Here is a 20,946-nt window from a genome sequence, read left to right as displayed (position 1 = left end):
AAAATTGATTTGGTCGATTATTTTTAAGTATTTAAAATATAAACACTTAAAAGGAAAGTAGTATAATCTTTTAGTTTGCTATAAAAAGTTTTTTATATAATTCTAAATGAAGCCCGAGGCATGACCTCGAGGCATTCATTTTTATTTAAAAATTTAGTAAATAAGAACTTACTATAAATTTATGAGTTAAAAATTACCACTATAAGGTAACAATAGTTACTAATTCTCAATTTTAATCATAGATTTTTTAGCATTATAAGGAGCATTTCCTTTAGAGTTCATGACACCACTTGCTTCTCCTATAGAATCAAATCTTTGATAATATATGTAATATTTACTAGAGGCAGCATCATAAAAGAAATTAATGTCTTTTTGACCTGCAGCTACCGCTTTAGTTAAAAACTCATCTCTCTTGGTTGCATCATTATGCACTGCAATTATGATATAATAACCGCTTTCTACATTTCGAACGCCTTTCATAATTTCAATATTACTGCCTCGTTCTTCACCAAAATCAAAATCAGATTCCTTAAGTGGTGTTGTAGCCAATGGTGTTGATTGTTTAATAAAACTCAACGCTGCTTTATCTTTAGCTAATCTATCCTCCTCATTATCATAAGCAGCTCGTTTGATACGTCGTTTACGTTCATACTCGGTAGCTTCTTTTATAATTTCTAATTGCGAATCTAATTCTGCTTTTACCGTTTTGGTTTCCAATTGAGCTTCTTTTAGTGCATTGATTTCATCTAAATAAACTACATTTCCTGAACCTTGTCCATTAGACACATTTTCAAGCCTTTCATTATAAAGATTTTCTAATTCTTTAATTTTTACATCTTGTGCTATTATGACTTCATCAATTTGATTTTTTAAAGATTCTAAAGCTGCATTTTCACCTGATATACTTTTAAAAGGTTTAGGTGCTGTATATATACCTTGTTCGCTTAAATCATTTTCTCTCTTTAATTCTTGAAGCTCTTTTTCTTTAATAGCTACCGTTTCGTTTAATTTTGAAATTAATTCTTCTTGCTTTAATTTATAGTCTGTTGCAGATTTTGTTAAATTATTTAACGCAATACTAGCATCATCTTTAGGTGCATTTGCTGCATCCTTTGCTTTCTGTTTAGCCAATGCTCCTTCATCTGCCTTCGCTTTTTCTTGTGCTAATTTCATTTTAGCATATTCTGCTTCGGCCTTTGCTTTAGCTTCTTCTTGTAATAATTTAATTCTTGCTTCTTTATCTGCTTTAGCTTGTGCCTCTTCTTGTGCTAGCTTAATTCTAGCTTCTTCCTTCGCTTTAGCTAACGCTTCTTCTTGTGCCAACTTCATTCTTGCTTCCTCTTCTGCTTTAGCTTGTGCCTCTTCTTGCGCCAGCTTCTTTCTAGCTTCTTCATCTGCCTTAGCTTGCGCCTCTTCTTGCGCTAACTTCATTCTAGCCTCTTCATCTGCCCTAGCCTGTTCTTCGTCTGTTAATTTAGCTATCACTTCTTCTTCGGGTTTCGGCTGTACATCTTTTCTTTGCTCAACAGATTTAAGTCGTTCGGCTTTTCTAGCTTCTATTTTTGCCAATGCATCGGCTTTTGCTTTAGCTCTTTCTGCAGCTTTAGATTCAGCAAGTGCTTTTCTATCAATTTTAGTATTAGATCCGTCACGTTTTGCAGAAGTATTTTTTGATTTTGTAGATGGCGTAATTAACGCACCTTCTTCATCATTATCATCACTATAAATATATCGTTGTTTTTTCTTGAATTTATATGCTAAGGTAATTTCATGGGAATTTCCAAAAGTTGACATTTCACCCAATTCCTTTTCATAGTTATATTCTAGGGCTATTTGATTGGTAATATTAAGTCCAAGTCCTGCTGATGCTCCATATAAGGTATTATAACCCGCTTGTCCCCAAATGCCTTTTGATGTACTAAACATCAAAATTCCAGAAAGGACTGTTTCTTCTTTTTTAAATTCTGAACGTACCAGTGCTGAAAATTTACTTCCATCAAAAAAACCACGACTTTCTACAAAACCTGTGTACATACCATGCACTTGAATACTTTCTTCAGGGTTTTCTTCTATAATTTGTGATGTTTTAATATTGTATGAAACCAGGTTATTTAATGATACCCCAAAATCCAAAAAGGTAGTTCCATAATTTATACCAGGGTTGATAGTGCCTATGATATTTGAAGGTATATTTTGCAATGAAGGGTCTGGATAGTTTGTAACAACACTACCCTCATTAATACCACTTTTATATACACCAAGATTTAAACCAAATGTTAAATTGTTATCTCTATTTATAACAACATTGTATGCATAATTTACTACCCCTCCAAAAGTGGTTAATACGCCATAATCTTGTTGAAAGAAACCAATACCAGCACCTGTATTTTCTGCAAACCTTCCTGAAAAACTAAAAAGGTAGGTTTGTGGGGCATTATCAAACTGAACCCATTCTCTTTTATTGGTAAAAGTTAAGTATTTATTTTGTTCCCTTACCAAACTAAATGTAGGGTTAATAGCATATCTATTAAATTTTAAAGAATTTCTAACAGGGAGTGATAAAGCAACAACACCATCATCTTGGGCATGAAGCAACTGCGTTAGAAATAAAAAGAATATTATGTGGATGAGAGATTTTTGCATGTTATTTTACAACCGTTATCGAGCCTTTTAGAGTTTTATTACTTGATGTTGTAATGACGTAATAATAAACAGGGTTTACATTTATAAAGTCTATTTGATTTTCTGGCCAATTATTTTGATAATCGTCGGTTTGAAAAACAACTTTACCTTGAGAATTCATTATAGCAATTTTTGTATTTGTTCCTGTTATATATTTTTGAGGTATTACCCAAGTATCATTAATATTGTCACCGTTTGGACTGATCATATTAGGGATGTTTTCTACATCTGGAAATGGCTCTGTAATTGAGAAAAGAAATTCTTTTGACGACACACAATCTTCTGTTTGTGTAACTATCACTTTATAATTCCCACTTTCTGAAGCTTCAAAACTATTACTTGTTGCACTTGCAATGATAGTTTCATTCAAAAACCATTGGAACTCAGGGTTGATAGCATCTGTTGTTATAGTAGCAACTAAAGTGCCACTTGAATCTAATGTGTTGGTTTCCGGTACATCTATACTACTAGTAAACCCAGTTACTTCAAGATCAATACTTGCACTTGTAGTACAAGTGCCTAAATTAACCGTAGCCGAATACGTTCCTGTTTCATTTGTTACGTAAGTTCTGTTGGTAGCTCCTGGTATTTCAATACCATCTTTAAACCATTTATAGCTATCTCCATTAACAGTGCTTAACGTTGTAGAACCTTCGCTTGGACAAAATGGATTTCCTAAACTAGAATCAATTGATGAACTTGCACCAGAATTAACTTCAGTAATGGTTACAGCATTTGAATAAGAATCTGAAGTACATGTACCATAATTGGTTCTAACAAAATAGGTTCCTGGAGTACTTACAGATAACGTTTGTCCTGAAGCCACAAAGTCGGATGTTGTTTGGTTAGCTTCATTAACTTTATACCAATTATAGGTTAATGATGGGTATTGTAAAGGTGAATTATTACCACCTGTTCCAGGATTATCTATAGTTAATATATAACTTCCGCCTGAGCAATATGAACTTGATGAAACCAAATTATTGATACTAAAAGGCTCATTATGTATTTTATAATATGCAGCAAAAGCATCTGAAGCTGGACTTGTAGCTGCTGGAGATGTGCTTTTAATTCTAATTTTGTAGGCTTCGCCTGCGGTTGTTATTGGCAGAGAAAAACTTAATGTTGCTTGAGATGTTGTAACAGCACCAGCTGCTGATGTATAAATAACTGTAGGATTGGAAAAACTACCACTACTATCTGAAAGCTCTATAATAAACTGGTTGCTTCCACCCACTAAAAGATCTGTAAAACTAAATTTTGTGTTGTAAGTGTTAAAAGAAGGACTTGCACAAGCTTGTCCAAATTGCAAGCTCGGTTTACCAATAATCATTTGTGCAGAAATGGTTTCGGTAAAAAAAAGTGCAAATAAAACAAGAATGTTAAAAAGAGTAAAGTTCTTCATAAATACGGTGTTATTTCTTTTATCAATAAAACTTCAATAGTTTTAATCTCATATAAATAGTAGTTCTACCAGCAAATAGTTACATAGGAATTATATTATTTAATTTCCTATTCCTACTGTTTCTTTCGCATAAGTCGCATCTTTTGACGCAATTATCTTATTGATACGCAATCTAAAATCCGGTCTTTTCTCATTGGAAAAATCAATAAATGTTTCAGCATTGTTACTTTTGGAATACACGTTAAAAAAAGTACTGTTGCCATACCAATTTTCCAAATCTTCATTATTTGAATCGTTTTCAAGAAAAATATTTCCATTGCAGTTATTGAAATACATATTGGCAAACTGGATTTTTTCTAAATTTTCCTGATTGATATGTATAGACGATTCTAATATTACTGCTGGATTAAACCCAGAAATAACACTTTTGTTCATATTTAAATTGGCGTTTTGACCTATGAAAACGGCATCTTTTACCAAGCCCTTTTCAATATCAGATTTTAAACTTTCACTATCGTTTATAAACGTTAAGTTTTTGGCTTCTACGCTTGTGCCTTTTTTAGTAAAATCAACTTCTTCCATCTTATTATAAGAGGTGATTTGCAAACATCTAGCAGCAGTACTACTTGATATATAAGGAGATCTTATGGCTAAGGAATTATCTATCTTACATTGGGCTCCATAATTTAATTTAAAATCATTATTATTTGATCTGTAGGACACTAACTTGTTTAAACAAACATCACCACCCAAAACTTCAAAAGAATTACCACCGGAATAGCTTACCATAATATTATCTAAAATGGTTTTATTTCCAACACCGGCCAATAGCAATCCATCAAAATAATCATCATTTTTAATTCTCTTACCTGCAAATTCAATTCTTACATATCTTAAAATACCAGAACTACTTTCTGCATTAACTCCTCCATAATTTGTGAAAGAATAAGAAGATTGCGATAAGTCACTATATAACGAAGCTACCGAACCATTTCCAAATTTGTTTGTTGGCGCATCACCCAATAGAATAATTCCACCCCAATCTCCAGAGCGTTTTATTCCTCTATTAGACGTAAAAATAATAGGGTCTGTTTCTAAACCATCAGCAATAATTTTTGCGCCTTTAGTAATAGTTAAAGAAGCTTTTGAAGCAAAATCTCCAATGATTACTGTTCCTGGCTCTATGGTAAGTGTAGCGTTATTTGTTACAAAAACGTTTCCTAACAACATGTAAGTTTCTCTCTTAACTAGTTTTTTATCTTTATCAATATTACCAGCTAATATTTGCGTTGGCTCATCATACTGTTTTTGGTTAGGTTTAAACTCTGTCCAGTTGTGCAACCAGTTAGCAGTTCCTATAATTCCCTTTTCTTGTTGGCCATAAAGATTCCCCAGTATAAAAAGAAATATAAAGGTCGTTTGAATGAAGTTTTTCATAGTCATTTTTTTTAATTGTAAAAACCAAATAAGATTTTTCTACTGAATATTTGTCAAATCTATAAAAATATTCCATGAAATACCAAATATTTCGCCCAAATACACAAAATAAGTAAAATTATAAATAAATTTTATCGATGAAATGCGCATATGTTAGACTAAAAACTATTTTGTTGCAAAAAAAATGTCTATTTGAAGGTCCTTTTATATAAAAATAAATATGGATACGTATGGTTTGATATAAAAAAACAAAACCAACCTTAGAAAATAAGATTGATTTTGTTTATAATTAATTTATTGTATTGATATTATCTAATTCAAATTAATAGATAGAATCTTTTTTAATGGTATGCACTATACTCATGCAATGATTTCATAATTTCTTCATAAAATATAATAGCCGAAATTAATTTGCTAGTATCTGAATATGGTAATATTTTTTTATGAAATTCGGTTGTAGCTTCCAAATAATCGTCTGTAGCCTCAAATTGACTCTCTAATATTTTTCTGTTATCACTATCATTAGGAATCCCTAAGGTAGACATGGTAACTCCCGGTTTGGTAGCAAATGCAATATAAGGTAAGGTTTTAGTCAAAACCACAATACGTTCTATATATAGGGATAACAACTCCCCTTTTTGCATACGTTCTAACTCTTCCTTTTTATGGTACTTTTTTATAGCTACGTTTTCACTAATAATGCTTTTAGGATCATTCTTTTTTTGGGCAAAACTAACACCTGCCATTAAAAATAAAGCAACACTAAGTAGAATAATTTTTGTTTTCATATTTGCGATTTACGGATTTGGGGATTAGAAAAAACAAATTTATGCAATTAATCGTTAAAAACAAGCTTTTAATCGAATTTTTTCATTTATTACACAATAATTTGAAAACAGAACTGAAATAAATACCATGTATTATAGTAAAAATGAGACATTTGCAAATACTAAAAACAATTAATAATTTGAGTAAGTTTAAACCAACTCTAAAAACTTCTATTAAAATTTGCTTAGTGTTAAATTTAATTTGTTTTAGAATTTTTACTACAATGCTTACGGTAATCATTTAAAATTGTGAAATGCTTTTATTTAAACAATAGCGATAGTCTCTAAGAAAAGTTAAATATAAAAAAAAACAGAAAGCCCATTACAACTATTTGATTTACATTATTACAGTTTGTTTTGACTTCAAATAAAATAATTGACTACTTCCCATTACAGAATTATATTTTCCTTGAGCCATACGGATTTGGATCAAATGAGGTAAAATGGCCAATTAAATTTTAATTTTTCTCAATCGTAGGGCATTACCAATCACAGAAACTGAACTAAAGCTCATGGCTAATGCCGCAATCATTGGTGATAATAACAAACCAAAAACTGGATATAATACGCCTGCCGCTACGGGCACGCCTAAAACATTATAAATAAAGGCAAAAAACAAGTTTTGTTTTATATTTTTAACAACCTTATGACTTAGTTTTTTAGCTTTTACTATACCTTGTAAGTCCCCTTTAACTAACGTAATAGAAGCACTTTCAATTGCAACATCGGTTCCTGTTCCCATGGCTATACCAACGTCTGATTGCGCTAATGCTGGTGCATCGTTTATGCCGTCTCCGGCCATAGCAACAACTTTCCCTTGTTCTTGAAGACGTTTAATTTCGTTTAATTTGTCTTCTGGAAGGCATTCTGCTTTATAGTGTTTTAGATTTAATTGTTCCGCAACTGCCTTAGCAGTATTTTTATTATCTCCAGTAAGCATGATCACATCAACCCCATTATTCTGTAATTCTTTAATGGCATTCTTACTGGTTGATTTGATGGCGTCAAAAATGGTAACATATCCAACAGCATCGTTATCGACCGCGATATATGAAACTGTTTTTCCCTGTTCTTGTTCATTTTTAACTTTTATTGATAAATCTTCAGGAATACTAATAGATAATTGCTCTAACAATTTTACATTACCCACCGCTACTTTATTATTTCCAACGGTTCCAACAACTCCTTTTCCTGCAATAGCTTCAAAATCATCTACCTTAATTAGTGAAACTTGTTTTGCTCTCCCATAATTTACGACAGCTTCTGCAAGCGGATGCTCGCTATATTGATTTAACGATGCTATATATTGAATTAAAGTTGTATTATCCAAATCGCTTATTGAAATTACACTTTCAACCGAAGGTTTTCCTTCAGTAATAGTTCCGGTTTTGTCAATTATTAACGTATCAACCTTATTCATTTTTTCTAAGGCTTCGGCGTTCTTTATTAGAACACCAGATTGGGCACCTCTACCAACACCTACCATAACAGACATTGGAGTTGCCAAACCTAACGCACAAGGACACGCAATAATCAATACCGCTATGGCATTAACAAACGCAAAAACATAAGCTGGTGCAGGACCAAATACAGCCCAAGTAATAAAAGTAATTACAGAAACTATAATTACAATTGGTACAAAATATTTTGAAATTCTATCTGCTAATTTTTGAATGGGAGCTTTTGAACGACTAGCCATATTAACCATATGAATAATTTGTGAAAGCAGTGTTTCCGAACCTACTTTTTCGGCTTTCATAATGAATGATTTTGTGCCATTAATGGTGCCAGAACTCACTTTATCATTAATCTCTTTATCTACAGGAATTGGCTCTCCGGTTATCATCGATTCATCTATATGGCTACGTCCTTCTACAATAACACCATCAACTGGAATTTTTTCACCTGGTTTTACTCTTAATAAATTTCCTTGCTGAATTTTATCGATAGCGATAATTTTGTCTTCTCCGTCTTCGACTAAAGTTGCTATTGAAGGCACCAATTTTAGCAATTCCTTTATAGCACCACTGGTTTGACTATGTGCTTTTGCTTCTAACAATTGCCCTAACAAAACCAATGTTAAAATTACTGTAGCTGCTTCAAAATAAACGTATACATTGCCGTGCGGTGTTTTAAACGCATCCGGAAACACACTTGGAAAAAACATAGCAAATACACTAAACACCCAGGCAATTCCAGAACCGATACCAATTAACGTAAACATATTTAGGTTCATGGTTTTTAAGGACACCCAGGCACGTTCAAAAAACATCCAGGTTGCATAAAATACAACAGGAATAGATAGCGCAAATTGAACCCAGTTCCAATAGGTTTGTTCTAGAAGTTGATACAGCGGATTATTGCTTATCATTTCGGACATTGCTATCAAAAAAATAGGCAATGTAAACGCCACTGCAATCCAGAACTTTTTTAATAATTTTTTAAAGGTTTTATCTTCTTCTGAAGCATCTGCTTCAACTGCCACTAAATCCATGCCGCAAATAGGACATGAACCAGGTTCATCTATTATAACTTCGGGATGCATCTGGCAAGTAAATTGCACACTTGCTGAAGCAATTGTTCGCTCTTCAACCAAATCCATGCCGCATACGGGACAATCTCCAGCCTGATTATATGTTTTTTCACCTTCGCAATGCATGGGGCAATAAAAGATTCCTGTGCCTTTAACTTTAGGTTTTTCTTCTTTTTTTTCTGTGGAAGGATGATGGTCTCCATGGTTATGAATACTATAGCTTCCACCATCGTTTTTTAAAGTCTCTTGAAATATTTCGATAGGTATATGAGATGCCATTTCCAGAATAGCTTCGGCTTTTTCTAAATTAACAGATGCTTTTGTAAAACCTTTTACTTTTGAAAGCGTTTCTTCAACATGACTCCTGCAACCGTTACAAGTCATTCCATGTATATGATATGTATGTTTCATGATTTTAAGTTTTTTTATTAAGCAAAGATCAAAGTTATCGCAAACAGATTTGTATACAATTTTGGTTAAATTGTATCCAATTTTTTTCTGGTTCGAATGTTTTTGAATTCAGAAGGCGTTAAACCGGTAATTTGCTTAAACTGCCGCGATAAATGCTGAGGGCTACTGTAATTTAACTCATATGAAATTTGACTTAAATTTAATTCGTTATAAACAATTAATTCCTTTGCACGCTCTATTCGTTGTTCAATGATATAATGCTCAATGGTATTTCCTTTTATTTCTGAAAAGAGTTTACTTAATTGAGAATAATCCATATTGATTTCTGAAGAAATAAACTCGGAAAAATTTTGAAAGCTGGGTTTCTCTTTACCATGATGAATTATTTGAACTATTATAGATTTTATGTTTTCCACTATAACAGCTTCTTTGTCTTCAACCAACTCAAAACCTTCTTTTTCAAGTATGGTTTTTAACTTTTCTTTTTCCACTTCTAAAATATCCTCCTTAAAATAGATGGTTCCTAAATCAACATGACTGAAATTTATGTTGTTTTTAATCAATTCCTCTTTAACCACTTTTATACAGCGGTTACAAACCATATTCTTAACAGCTAAATGTGCCATGTTGACTTAAAAATTTGAAAATTATTTCATTTGATTCATTTCCATTTCATGATCGTATTGGCAACAACCTGGTAACCCATTATAAGCTTCTGTATTTCCAGATACTTTTTCAGTATCATAACCAGACATGGCAACAGCATTGTGAATGGCCATTTCATTGGTTTTTGTGTTGTTATAAATAACATCGATTTTCTTTTTTTCAACATCCCACACCGCGTTTGTGACTCCATCAACAGCATTTGCAGCTTTTTCAATGTTTTTTTTGCACATACCACAATTACCTCTTACGCCAAAACTAATTGTTGTTAAATTTTGGGCTACTTCGGCAATAATGGTGTCATTTTCTTTTTTGGTCTCATTTTTACAAGACATAGCCGATAAAGCTAAAAATGCTACTAATATAATTCCTGTTGTTACTTTTAAATTTTTCATTTTTAATTTGATTTAATTGTTAATACTTATTGTTTAAATTATTTTAATTCTTTTGAAACCTCTCCGCAAGTCAGCATCGATTTTCCGTAATACGGATTTCTCACTTCTTTTGATGTGCTTAACCAATCTGCTCCCTTGTTATTATTTGCCATGGGACAATGCAATACATATAATGGTTTATCATTCGGATTGAAGGTCGTCTCTAAATTGATTATGGAATTAGATACTTGAAGAAAGGCTTTCCGAAGTTCTTCTAAAGTTTTAAAGTGCCCTAAATGTTCAAGAGACGTTTTTAATTCGGTACTCAAACTCATCCAAATATTATGCGATTCGCCTGTAAATAATGCCATATTGACATTTTCAACCGATTTAAGTAAATTATTGCCAGATTTTTTGGCAGCTTCTAAATTATCGTTTGTCAGCGCGTCTTTCATTTCCAAATAGTTTTCAAAAATAGGTTTTAGATTATCCTTTGCTTTTTGACTTATTGATACGCTTTTAGTGTTCTTACCTTTTGTTTCTGAAACATTAGACACTGGTGAGGTTTCATTCCCATGATTATGCCCTATTATTGCTTTTCCTCCGTCTGGACTCATCATGCTTGGTTTTCCTGCCAATTGTGAAGCCGCATCTACAGCAAACGTACCATTTATAACTATTTCCTCTCCTTCAGAAAGGCCATCTTTAATAATATAAGCATCTCCAAGTGAAGCTCCTAAAGTGACATTTCTTAATTTGAAACTTACTTTATTGGAAACGATACTTTTAATATAAACTACCGAACGTTCACCCGTCCACATAACCGCAGATTTTGGAATCACCATACCTTTTGAGCTTGTAGTCGCTAAAATATTGTTCACGATACCAGAGGCAAACATTTCAGGTTTTAATTTATTTTCAGAGTTTTTTACCTCAACTCTTGCTGACGCTACTCGGGTTTGTGGATTGATTAAAGGATCTATAAATGAAACTACCCCTTCAAAAGTTTCACCAGGCAAAGATTGAATGGTATAACTAATCTTGTTACCTACTTTTACCCATGGCATATCGCTTTCATAAACATCAAAAAGTACCCAAAGTGATGATAAATCGGCTATTTCATATATGGGCATCCCCTGACCAACATAATCGCCTAGGTCCACTTTTTTAGCCGTAATAATTCCAGAAACATCTGCCGTAATAGGAAACTGTTGAATGGGTTTATTTGAACTTAATATTTTGTTTATTGTAGCAGATCCTATTTTCCAATTACCTAATTTTTGTTTTGCTGCCTCAAACAATTCTGGTTGCGCCTCTTTAATACGATTCGCTTGTAATAATTCTTCTTGAGCCGTTACCATTTCAGGCGAATATACCATGGCTAAAGTTTGCCCTCGGTTTACCTTTTCACCTGTAAAATTAATCATCAATCTTTCAATTCTACCTGGAATATGCGTGGATTGTGTATATAATTTACGTTCGTCAATCTGCACTTTTCCATTAAGTGCCAATTTTTTATTCGCGCCGTTACCACCACCTACTATCATGGTTTGAATATTAGCCAATTTCATGGCATCTTCGGTCATTTGTATCGCATTTGGATCCATGGCCGATTCATTCGACTCCAAAGGAATTAAATCCATGCCGCATAACGGGCATTGCCCAGGTTCTTTCATTTGAATTTGTGGATGCATGGAACAGGTCCATATGGTTTCTGTGCCTTCTTCCGCATTGTGGTCATGCTCAGATTTTGAAGCATCATTGCCTCCAAAAATCATCCATCCTAGCAGAAGTCCTACAAATAGAACACCTACCATTTTTATTATATTTTTATTTTTTGTATTCATCATTATTTCTCTTTAGAAATTAAATAATCTATGGTTGATTGTGCTATAAATTGATTTTTATTAGCAGAAACTGTTGCCGTTTGAAGCATTAATAAATCCTGATTCATTCGTAAAATTTCTTCAAAGTCGGTTCCGGAATTGCTATAAGCCGCTATTAATAAAGAAATGGCTTGATTCGTGCTTTCGGTTTGCTTTTTGTATAATTCTTTTAATGATTTTGCTTTTGAAACATTATAATTAGACAAACTGTATTTAGACTGCAAATTGTTTTTTACTGCCTGTTTATCAAATTTTGTAGCCTCAAGCATGAAATCCACTTCCTTTTGCATGGCATGGTATTTCTTTCTGAAAATGGGTAAGGTAACTGTTAGCATTGGCATAATGGCATCTTGCCCATTCATTTCCAAATCGGGTACATCGCGTTTTGAAATAATCGAATAATCTATGCCCAATCCAATCATTGGATAACCATCTTTCTTAGCTACCTTTTTTTGTTCCTCAAAGGATGCCATTTTTTTATCTAATGCCAATAATTTTGGGTTAGAATTAAATAAACTGTCTTTTTCAATAGGCATTGTATTTTCAACCAGTGGTAATGCTTCAGGAATATTAATAAGCGCATTCAAATCTCTATTCAGCAAACTATTAAATTCTACTTGAAGTGGATGGATTTGATCTTTTAATAATTGAATATTGGTTTCACTCTCGCTTCTTTTAATATCAATTCTCACCACATCTACCATAGCGCCTTTTCCATTTTTAAATTTGCTCAAGGCTAGCTCTCGATAATCATTTAGAATTTGAAGATTTTCTGTTTCAAGCTGAATCATTTTATTGATTTCATAAAGTCCTGAATAGGCCTTCTTAATTTCTAAAAACACTTCATTTCGAGCATCTATAAATTTCTGAAACGATGCTTCTGCCATTAAATTAGCAGCATTCTTTTTAGCTTCCAAAGTACCAAACCATGGAAACATTTGCATTAAGCTAAAACGCGCTTCTTGAGCACCCACTCTGGTTTCTATCATACGTCCAAAAGCACTTACGGTTAAGCTGGGATCTGGCAACGAACTAACTTGAGGAGCCTTTTGTAACGCCGCTTCAAACTCTTTGTATACCGATTGTATCTCAGGGTTATTTTGAGATGCCATACTTAAATAATCCTGCAATGTTTGGCTTTTCACATTTGTAGCGTATAACACCAAAACAAGAATTAAATATCTTATATTCAATATCTTATATTTATTTTTTGTTTTCATTATTGATTTCTTTTAATTACGGTCTCTCTCCAAAAAGCTTGTAGTACTGGCACCACGAACATGGTCATGAGCTGAATAATCATCCCTCCAAAAACTGGAATTGCCATAGGAATCATAATATCTGCTCCTTTACCTGTGGATGTTAAAACAGGCAGTAAGGCAATAATGGCAACTGCTGCCGTCATCATTGCGGGTCGTACTCGTTTTTTACCTGCAACCAAAACGGCTTCTCGAACACCCTCTATAGTATCAGGTTGCCGTTCTTCAAATACTTGGTGAATGTAGGTTCCCATAATAACCCCATCATCTGTAGCAATACCAAATAAGGCGATAAACCCAACCCAAACGGCAACACTTAAATTGATTGGATGTATTTGAAATAAATGCCTCATGTTAACACCAGAAACTGAAAAATTCAAAAACCAATCTTGTCCATATAACCACAACATGATAAAACCGCCTGCAAAAGCAACAAACACACCAGAAAAATGAATGGATGAAGCAATGATTGTTTTAAATTGAAAGTACAATAGCAAGAATATCACAATCAAACTTATTGGAATAACTATGGATAATTTTTTAACCGCTCGAATTTGATTTTCATAACTACCAGAAAATTTATAGCTCACACCTTTAGGAACTATTAATTCACCTGTATTAATCTTTTCTTTTATTAAATCTTGGGCATTGTTTACAACATCAACCTCTGCGAAATTTTCTTTTTTATCAAATAACACATAGCCAACTAAAAAAGTCTCTTCACTTTTTATCATTTGTGGTCCTCGAACAAACTCCAAACCAACCAATTCCCCTAAAGGCACCTGTACCCCTGTTGGTGTAGGCACTAATATTTTTTTAATTTTCTCTGGATCGTCGCGTAATTCCCTTGGGTATCGAACTCTTACCGGATAGCGTTCCCTACCTTCAACCGTGGTTGTTACATTCATGCCCCCAACGGCAGTTTCAATAACTTGCTGAACTTTTTCAACACTTAATCCGTATCGAGCAATGGCGGAACGATTGATATTTATTTGCAAATATGGTTTCCCTACAATTCTATCGGCAAAAACCGCTTCGGCCTTTACGGAAGGTTCTTGCTTTAAAATTCCTTCTAATGCTATACCAAAGTCTTGAATTGTTTTTAAATCGGGGCCATAAACCTTTATTCCCATAGGAGCGCGCATACCTGTTTGTAACATGACTAAACGGGTTTCTATAGGCTGTAATTTAGGTGCAGAAGTAACTCCAGGTAGATTTGAAACTTTAACGATTTCTTTCCAAATATCATCGGAGTTTCTAATATGGGAACGCCAGTTTCTAAAAAATTCACCATCGTCATCTGTTACTAAATCAGCTTCTTTTATGTCTTGAAGTAAGGCATCATCATTAGATAGTGACGTTCCATTAGTCAACACAAATTTATCATCTTTATCAACCTTAAATCGTTTTGATTTTCCGTCGTAGGTAACTATATACTCGGGTTTATAATTGATAATATTTTCAAACATAGAAATAGGTGCTGGGTCAATAGCACTTTCAACCCTTCCTAGTTTTCCAACAGCCACATCAACCTCAGGTATATTGGCTAATAACATATCCAGATTTTGAACGATGCTTTTAGTTTCTTCCAAACCAGCATGTGGCATCGCCGAAGGCATCAATAAAAAGCTTCCTTCATTTAAGGTTGGCATAAACTCCGAGCCAATACCCGGAAATGTTTTCGAGATGGAAGTCCAAACTTTAGTTTCTTTAATCTTCCATCCCATTTTATCAAATCCCTTGGAAACAAACCCAAAAGTGCTATCAAAACCAACCCAAATGAAAACGCCAAACAACAATGTGAACAATGGGATTAACATAAACTTTCCTTTGTTGTTCAAACACCATTTAAGCACGGGTTCATAAAAATGCACGATGGTTAGCAATGTTCCTAAAATAGAACCGATTAATACTAATACAAACAAATAATTTACAATAAGATAGTTTTGAGGTCCTAATGGCATCCATTCTTCCGCTAAGAAAAATGTGGCAATAAATAAGACTAACCCTATATTGATATAGTTAGAATACTTATTAAATCGAAGTGGTAATTTATGTTCAAAAAAAGAATTTAACCCTAAAACACATAAAACAAGAGGCAGCCAAATATGCATATAAATTGCAAACAACAAACCGCCAACAATTAATATAATTCCCCAGGTTCTTTTAACTTTCTTTTTATCATAATTAATACCGAACACAAAATGCGCCAAAGCCGGCAATACGATAATACCTAATAAAAAGGCTCCTAACAAGGCGAAGGTTTTAGTAAATGCTAGAGGCCTAAACAACTTACCTTCTGCACCCACCATGGCGAAAACAGGCACAAAACTAACCACGGTTGTTGCTAACGCGGTTGTGATGGCCGATGCCACTTCTTTGGTGGCAACGTAAATAACGTTCATTAATTCTTTGCCTTTTACCCCATGGTTTTCGGGCATTTCTAAGTGCCTGATAATGTTTTCAACGAACACAATGCCTATATCGACCATAACGCCAATGGCAATTGCGATACCAGACAAGGCCACCACATTCGCATCTACCCCTGCATAGCGCATAATAATAAAGGTCATAAGCACCCCTACGGGTAATAAACTGGAAATGATAAAAGAAGCCCTTAAATTCATCATAAGAACAAGAACTACTATTATGCTAATAAGAACCTCATGAGAAAGTGCGGTTTCTAAAGTGCTAATAGTTTCTTCAATAAGATGGGTGCGATCGTAGAACGGAACGATGGTGAGCTGACTTACCGTGCCATCTGCTAATGTTTTTTTAGGTAAACCTGAAGAAAAATCTTTTATTTTATCTTTTACATTATTGATAACCTCTAAAGGATTGGAACCATACCGCACTACAACGACGCCTCCCACAACTTCGGCACCACCTTTATCTAAAACACCTCTACGAGTTTCGGGTCCTAAACTTACGTGAGCAACATCTTTAATAAGTATTGGTTTGTTATTATTGACACTTACCACGGTGTTTTCAATATCTTGAATGTTTTTAATGTATCCGAGTCCGCGAATAAAATACTCAGCTTTATTGATTTCAATGGTTTTAGCACCAATATCACGATTGGAATTTTTAACCGCCATCATAACCATATCGATGCCAATATTAAAGGCTTTAAGAGCATCTGGATTTACATCAATTTGATATTCTTTTACATAGCCGCCAACCGATGCGACTTCCGAAACACCAGAAACGCCATTTAAGGCATACTTAACATAGTAGTCTTGCACAGAGCGCAATTCGTCTAAATCCCATCCACCTGTCACATTTCCTTCTGGGTCGCGACCTTCAATAGTGTACCAATACACTTGCCCTAAAGCGGTAGCATCGGGACCTAATGCGGGTTTTGCATCCATAGGCAACAAATTGTCTGGTAGCGAGTTTAATTTTTCTAAAACCCTAGAGCGCGACCAATAAAAATCTACCTTTTCTTCAAAAATGATGTAGATGCTTGAAAAACCAAACATGGACGTACTTCTTATTGATTTTACGTTTGGGATTCCTAAAAGCGAGGTAGTAAGCGGGTAGGTTATTTGATCTTCAATATCTTGTGGTGAGCGCCCGCCCCACTCGGTGAACACTATTTGCTGGTTTTCACCTAAATCGGGTATCGCATCAACAGGCACGGGATCTTTGGGTATAAAACCCGTATTCCAATTGAATGGAGATGTTGATACACCCCAAACAATGAACATAATTAGAATGAGCGCAGTAATTAACTTGTTCTCAAGAAAATATTTTATAATTTTATTTAGCATGTAAGTTGATTATTAAACTGTTAGACAAAGGTGCATTGCAAAACACCAAATACAGCAAATTACCCTCATAACATTACGTTATTGGATAATTGAGTCTAAAGTTTAAAAATCAAATTAAATAGGTTTCGTCAAGTTTGTAGATTTGCCTTGTGACGAGTGGTGGCGAATAATCTTTGAAGGAAACTACATTTTCTTCAAGATTTTCAAAAAGATTTATATAAGAATAAACAAACGATGCAACAAAAATTTGTTTCTCAAATGAAATTTTGTCTACTTGCAGTTGTAGTTCCTCTTGACCTTGAATTGCTAACTGTTCATCATCGCAACAATTTTTTTTGGCTATTGAACAATCGTCGGCAGAAGGCTTTTCCATTTCCATACCGCAACCTTTTGCTTTAAGAAACATAGCTGTTTCAACCAAGGTATCGCCGCAATAATGCATATTAAGCGTGAATGACATTGTAGAGAATAACACTACAAATGCCATGGTTAAAGACATTATTTTATGGAAAAACTGCTTCATATTGGTTACGAAGTTACAAAATTTTAACAAACGCTGATTTTGTTTAACAGAAATTTAAAACCTTGAAATTTAAGCTACAATGGTAAAAAAGGTAAACCATACGTCACATTAAAAGACATTATTTTCTTTTAAACCAGCAAAACACAAAATTTTGACTTGTATCAAAAGGCGTTTTGTGATCTATATCAATACACTTTACTTTATCAAAAAACATTTTAAATTGATTAGTCATTGTCGCTTCTGAATATTGTTTTATATCTAAACCACTACACTTTTTTGGGCCATTTTCAGAAAAAGTACCTATAACTAAATTACCATTCTTGTTCAGAGATTTTTGAACCGTTTCAACATAATTATCTATACTTTGTTTATCTGTTAAAAAGTGAAATGCTGCTCTGTCGTGCCAAAAATCATAATTTTCAGGTGGTGAAAAATTTGCTACATCTGCCACTATCCATTTCACATGTTTTGATTTGTCTTTCAAACGAAGTTTTGCTCTATCTAATTCCGCATCAGATATATCTAAAACTGTGATATCTTTATACCCCAACCTTAAAAGATTATCTACCAAAAAACTATCGCCACCACCAATATCGATGATTTTTGCAGATTTAGAAATATTAGATTCCTTAAAAAAGGATAAAGATGTTTCTGGCACGACTTCATACCAACTCACTTCATCTAAAGATTTCGTTTTAAAAACCTTTTCCCAATGTTCTTTTCTATTCATAGTATTTATACTTTAACTCCAATTCATCCGTTGTAATCTTACCGCATTTAAAATGGCTAATAATGCGACACCAACGTCTGCAAATACTGCTTCCCACATAGTTGCTAATCCACCTGCTCCTAAAATTAAAACAATTACTTTAACACCGAATGCCAGTATGATGTTCTGCCATACAATTTTGCGAGTGGAACGACTTATTTTGATGGCTTTTACCACTTTTGAAGGTTGGTCTGTTTGAATAATAACATCAGCTGTTTCAATAGCCACATCACTACCTAAACCACCCATAGCGATACCAACATCACTTACGGCCAACACTGGAGCATCATTGATGCCATCGCCAATAAATGCGATTTTATTTTCTGCGGTTTTCTTTAAAATTTCAACTTCATTTAATTTATCCTCAGGTAATAGACCTCCTTTAGCCTTTTCAATATTTAATTCTTTTGCGACTTGTTGGGTAATGGAATCTTTATCGCCTGAAAGCATCATTATATTTTTGATACCTACTTTATGTAAGGCTGTAATGGTTTCTTTTGCATCTTCTTTTAATTCATCTGCAATAATCACATAACCTGCAAATGCTTTGTCTATAGATACCAATACAATCGATTCTACAATAGTTTCTGTTTCTTTTGGGCTTTCTATATTATTGGAATCCATTAAGGCTTTGTTGCCTACTAAAACCGTTTTATCATTCACGATACCTTTTAAACCTTTTCCTGCGATTTCCGATACTTCGGAAGCTTCATAATCTTCGCCTTCTGCTTTATATTCCAAAATGGCTTTGGCGATGGGATGCGTGGACTGCTCTTCCATGGCCATGAGATACTTCATAAATTCAGACTCTTCCCAACCAATAGCTTTAATTTCTTTGATTTTGAAAACTCCTTTGGTAACCGTTCCTGTTTTGTCCATTACCAAAGTGTTTATTTTGGTCATGGCATCTAAAAATGAAGCGCCTTTAAATAAAATTCCGTTTTTTGAAGCGGCTCCCAATCCTCCGAAATAACCCAACGGAATAGAAATAACCAAGGCACAAGGACAAGAAATCACCAGAAAAATTAAGGCTCTATATAACCAATCTCTAAAGACATAATCGTCTACAAAAAAGTAAGGTAGAAACGTGACGCCTATGGCTAAAAAAACAACTATTGGCGTATAAATACGTGCAAATTTTCTAATGAATAATTCTGTTTTAGATTTTCGTGCTGTGGCGTTCTGTACCATATCCAAAATTCTGGCAATGGAACTATCTTTAAATTCTTTGGTGGTTTCTACTTCAATGACACCGTCCAAATTTATGCTCCCAGCAAATACTTTTTCACCTTTTGCAATGGTATTGGGTTTACTTTCTCCAGTTAATGCTGCGGTATTGAACGATCCTTTTTCAGAAAGTAAAATACCGTCTAAAGGCACTTTTTCCCCAACTCTAACCTGAACTTTTTCACCAATTTCAACCGTTTCAGGGTTTACAGATACATAATTGTTGTTACGATATACCAGAGCTTCCTTTGGCCTGACATCAAGCAAAGCTTTTATGTTTCCTTTGGCTCTGTTAACTGCTGCATTTTGGAATAATTCCCCAACTGCGTAGAATAACATGACTGCAACACCTTCTGGATATTCGCCAATAATAAAGGCTCCAATAGTGGCAATAGACATTAAAAAAAACTCGGTAAACACATCGCCTTTTTTAATACTTTCCAAACCTTCCTTTACAACGGGAAATCCTACGGGTATATAAGCAATACCATACCAAATAATACGTACACCATTTTTGAAAAAAGTAATATCAAAATAATCTAATGCTATCCCAATAATAAGCATTGAAAAACTTATAATTGCTGGAATATAGGCTTTGAAATTATTGGGTTGACCCTTATGGTCGTGACCATCATCGTGACTATGTTCTTTTTCAGAATTAGGCTTAATATCTCTTAAATTCAGCTTCCTTTTTTTCATAATAAAATTTATCTCATCCAAAGATGATAATTTAATGAGTGAAATGGAAGTGCAATTATTGCCCACTACATTTGTCGCACATGCCTTTTACAACCAAGTTTACATTTTCTGAAACAAAACCATCTGGCACTTTTATTTGAGGAATTTTATGGTCTGTTAAGCAAATGGTTTCTCCACAATTGTTACAATGGAAATGCAAATGCAAATCGGTTTCAATTTCACAATGGCATCCGCTTTCACATAAAGCATATTTAGTGATTCCTGTACCATCATCTATTTGATGCACAATATCATTTTCTTCAAAGGTTTTTATAGTTCTATATAGTGTGGTTCTGTCTGCCTTTTCAAAGGCATTTTCTATATCACTTAATGTCACCGCCACTTTCCTTTCTGCAAGAAACTTATAAATTAATAATCGCATTGCCGTAATACGGATATCTTTTAACTCAAATAATTTTTCTATTTCGTTCATATCGTA

Annotated in this window: 14 protein-coding genes; all 14 read right to left on the bottom strand. The window is 33.9% G+C overall.

The features are described 5' to 3' along the window. Nucleotides 1–219: 219 nt before the first annotated feature. The 14 genes from J8H85_RS00285 to J8H85_RS00220 all read right to left on the bottom strand — a co-directional run bounded on the left by J8H85_RS00285 (nt 220) and on the right by J8H85_RS00220 (nt 20,940). Nucleotides 220–2,643 carry a PorP/SprF family type IX secretion system membrane protein gene (locus J8H85_RS00285; RefSeq protein WP_209651520.1) on the bottom strand — a complete coding sequence of 808 codons (2,424 nt, stop codon included), beginning with the start codon at nt 2,641–2,643 and terminating at the stop codon, nt 220–222. A gap of 1 nt (nt 2,644) precedes the next feature. Continuing rightward, nucleotides 2,645–4,087, bottom strand: a complete 1,443-nt coding sequence (locus J8H85_RS00280; RefSeq protein ID WP_209651518.1) for a T9SS type B sorting domain-containing protein — start codon at nt 4,085–4,087, stop codon at nt 2,645–2,647. A gap of 99 nt (nt 4,088–4,186) precedes the next feature. Continuing rightward, nucleotides 4,187–5,524 carry a hypothetical protein gene (locus J8H85_RS00275; protein WP_209651516.1) on the bottom strand — a complete coding sequence of 446 codons (1,338 nt, stop codon included), beginning with the start codon at nt 5,522–5,524 and terminating at the stop codon, nt 4,187–4,189. Between the two features lie 341 nt (nt 5,525–5,865). Next, entirely contained in the window at nt 5,866–6,312 is a 447-nt protein-coding gene (locus J8H85_RS00270; protein WP_209651514.1) for a hypothetical protein, read from the bottom strand. A gap of 490 nt (nt 6,313–6,802) precedes the next feature. Next, on the bottom strand, nt 6,803–9,295 hold the full coding sequence (locus tag J8H85_RS00265; RefSeq protein ID WP_209651512.1) for a heavy metal translocating P-type ATPase: 2,493 nt from the start codon (nt 9,293–9,295) through the stop codon (nt 6,803–6,805). Nucleotides 9,296–9,360: 65 nt separating this feature from the next. Beyond that, a complete protein-coding gene (locus J8H85_RS00260) occupies nt 9,361–9,921 on the bottom strand; it encodes a helix-turn-helix domain-containing protein (RefSeq protein ID WP_209651510.1) in 561 nt (186 codons plus the stop codon). A gap of 21 nt (nt 9,922–9,942) precedes the next feature. Beyond that, nucleotides 9,943–10,353, bottom strand: a complete 411-nt coding sequence (locus J8H85_RS00255) for a heavy-metal-associated domain-containing protein (protein ID WP_209651508.1) — start codon at nt 10,351–10,353, stop codon at nt 9,943–9,945. Between the two features lie 38 nt (nt 10,354–10,391). Further along, complete coding sequence (locus tag J8H85_RS00250; protein ID WP_245243697.1) at nt 10,392–12,182, bottom strand: efflux RND transporter periplasmic adaptor subunit; 1,791 nt, start codon at nt 12,180–12,182, stop codon at nt 10,392–10,394. Then, nucleotides 12,182–13,438 (bottom strand): TolC family protein, encoded by a 1,257-nt coding sequence (locus J8H85_RS00245; protein ID WP_209651506.1) that lies wholly within the window; start codon nt 13,436–13,438, stop codon nt 12,182–12,184. Before J8H85_RS00245 ends, J8H85_RS00250 begins: the two co-directional genes overlap by 1 nt. Then, nucleotides 13,438–17,250 carry an efflux RND transporter permease subunit gene (locus J8H85_RS00240; protein ID WP_209651504.1) on the bottom strand — a complete coding sequence of 1,271 codons (3,813 nt, stop codon included), beginning with the start codon at nt 17,248–17,250 and terminating at the stop codon, nt 13,438–13,440. The genes J8H85_RS00245 and J8H85_RS00240 overlap by 1 nt, the downstream gene beginning before the upstream one ends. A gap of 109 nt (nt 17,251–17,359) precedes the next feature. Continuing rightward, nucleotides 17,360–17,773 carry an HYC_CC_PP family protein gene (locus J8H85_RS00235; protein WP_245243696.1) on the bottom strand — a complete coding sequence of 138 codons (414 nt, stop codon included), beginning with the start codon at nt 17,771–17,773 and terminating at the stop codon, nt 17,360–17,362. Nucleotides 17,774–17,891: 118 nt separating this feature from the next. Further along, entirely contained in the window at nt 17,892–18,503 is a 612-nt protein-coding gene (locus tag J8H85_RS00230) for a class I SAM-dependent methyltransferase (RefSeq protein ID WP_245243695.1), read from the bottom strand. Nucleotides 18,504–18,515: 12 nt separating this feature from the next. Further along, nucleotides 18,516–20,468 carry a heavy metal translocating P-type ATPase gene (locus tag J8H85_RS00225; RefSeq protein WP_209651502.1) on the bottom strand — a complete coding sequence of 651 codons (1,953 nt, stop codon included), beginning with the start codon at nt 20,466–20,468 and terminating at the stop codon, nt 18,516–18,518. Between the two features lie 55 nt (nt 20,469–20,523). Then, nucleotides 20,524–20,940: a Fur family transcriptional regulator gene (locus tag J8H85_RS00220; protein WP_209651500.1), complete on the bottom strand. Its 417-nt coding sequence runs from the start codon at nt 20,938–20,940 to the stop codon at nt 20,524–20,526. Nucleotides 20,941–20,946: the final 6 nt, after the last annotated feature.

It is taken from the genome of Mariniflexile gromovii, from assembly GCF_017814435.1.
In the GTDB taxonomy this organism is placed as follows: domain Bacteria; phylum Bacteroidota; class Bacteroidia; order Flavobacteriales; family Flavobacteriaceae; genus Mariniflexile; species Mariniflexile gromovii.
The sequence above is the reverse complement of the archived record's forward strand: the minus strand, read 5'-3'. Positions and strand labels throughout refer to the sequence as shown.

Excerpts from the sequence above, each read along its gene's own strand:
- J8H85_RS00285 (WP_209651520.1), bottom strand. The coding sequence starts at position 2,643 with ATGCAAAAATCTCTCATCCACATAATATTCTTTTTATTTCTAACGCAG.
- J8H85_RS00280 (WP_209651518.1), bottom strand. The coding sequence starts at position 4,087 with ATGAAGAACTTTACTCTTTTTAACATTCTTGTTTTATTTGCACTTTTT.
- J8H85_RS00275 (WP_209651516.1), bottom strand. The coding sequence starts at position 5,524 with ATGAAAAACTTCATTCAAACGACCTTTATATTTCTTTTTATACTGGGG.
- J8H85_RS00270 (WP_209651514.1), bottom strand. The coding sequence starts at position 6,312 with ATGAAAACAAAAATTATTCTACTTAGTGTTGCTTTATTTTTAATGGCA.
- J8H85_RS00265 (WP_209651512.1), bottom strand. The coding sequence starts at position 9,295 with ATGAAACATACATATCATATACATGGAATGACTTGTAACGGTTGCAGG.
- J8H85_RS00260 (WP_209651510.1), bottom strand. The coding sequence starts at position 9,921 with ATGGCACATTTAGCTGTTAAGAATATGGTTTGTAACCGCTGTATAAAA.
- J8H85_RS00255 (WP_209651508.1), bottom strand. The coding sequence starts at position 10,353 with ATGAAAAATTTAAAAGTAACAACAGGAATTATATTAGTAGCATTTTTA.
- J8H85_RS00250 (WP_245243697.1), bottom strand. The coding sequence starts at position 12,182 with ATGATGAATACAAAAAATAAAAATATAATAAAAATGGTAGGTGTTCTA.
- J8H85_RS00245 (WP_209651506.1), bottom strand. The coding sequence starts at position 13,438 with ATGAAAACAAAAAATAAATATAAGATATTGAATATAAGATATTTAATT.
- J8H85_RS00240 (WP_209651504.1), bottom strand. The coding sequence starts at position 17,250 with ATGCTAAATAAAATTATAAAATATTTTCTTGAGAACAAGTTAATTACT.
- J8H85_RS00235 (WP_245243696.1), bottom strand. The coding sequence starts at position 17,773 with ATGAAGCAGTTTTTCCATAAAATAATGTCTTTAACCATGGCATTTGTA.
- J8H85_RS00230 (WP_245243695.1), bottom strand. The coding sequence starts at position 18,503 with ATGAATAGAAAAGAACATTGGGAAAAGGTTTTTAAAACGAAATCTTTA.
- J8H85_RS00225 (WP_209651502.1), bottom strand. The coding sequence starts at position 20,468 with ATGAAAAAAAGGAAGCTGAATTTAAGAGATATTAAGCCTAATTCTGAA.
- J8H85_RS00220 (WP_209651500.1), bottom strand. The coding sequence starts at position 20,940 with ATGAACGAAATAGAAAAATTATTTGAGTTAAAAGATATCCGTATTACG.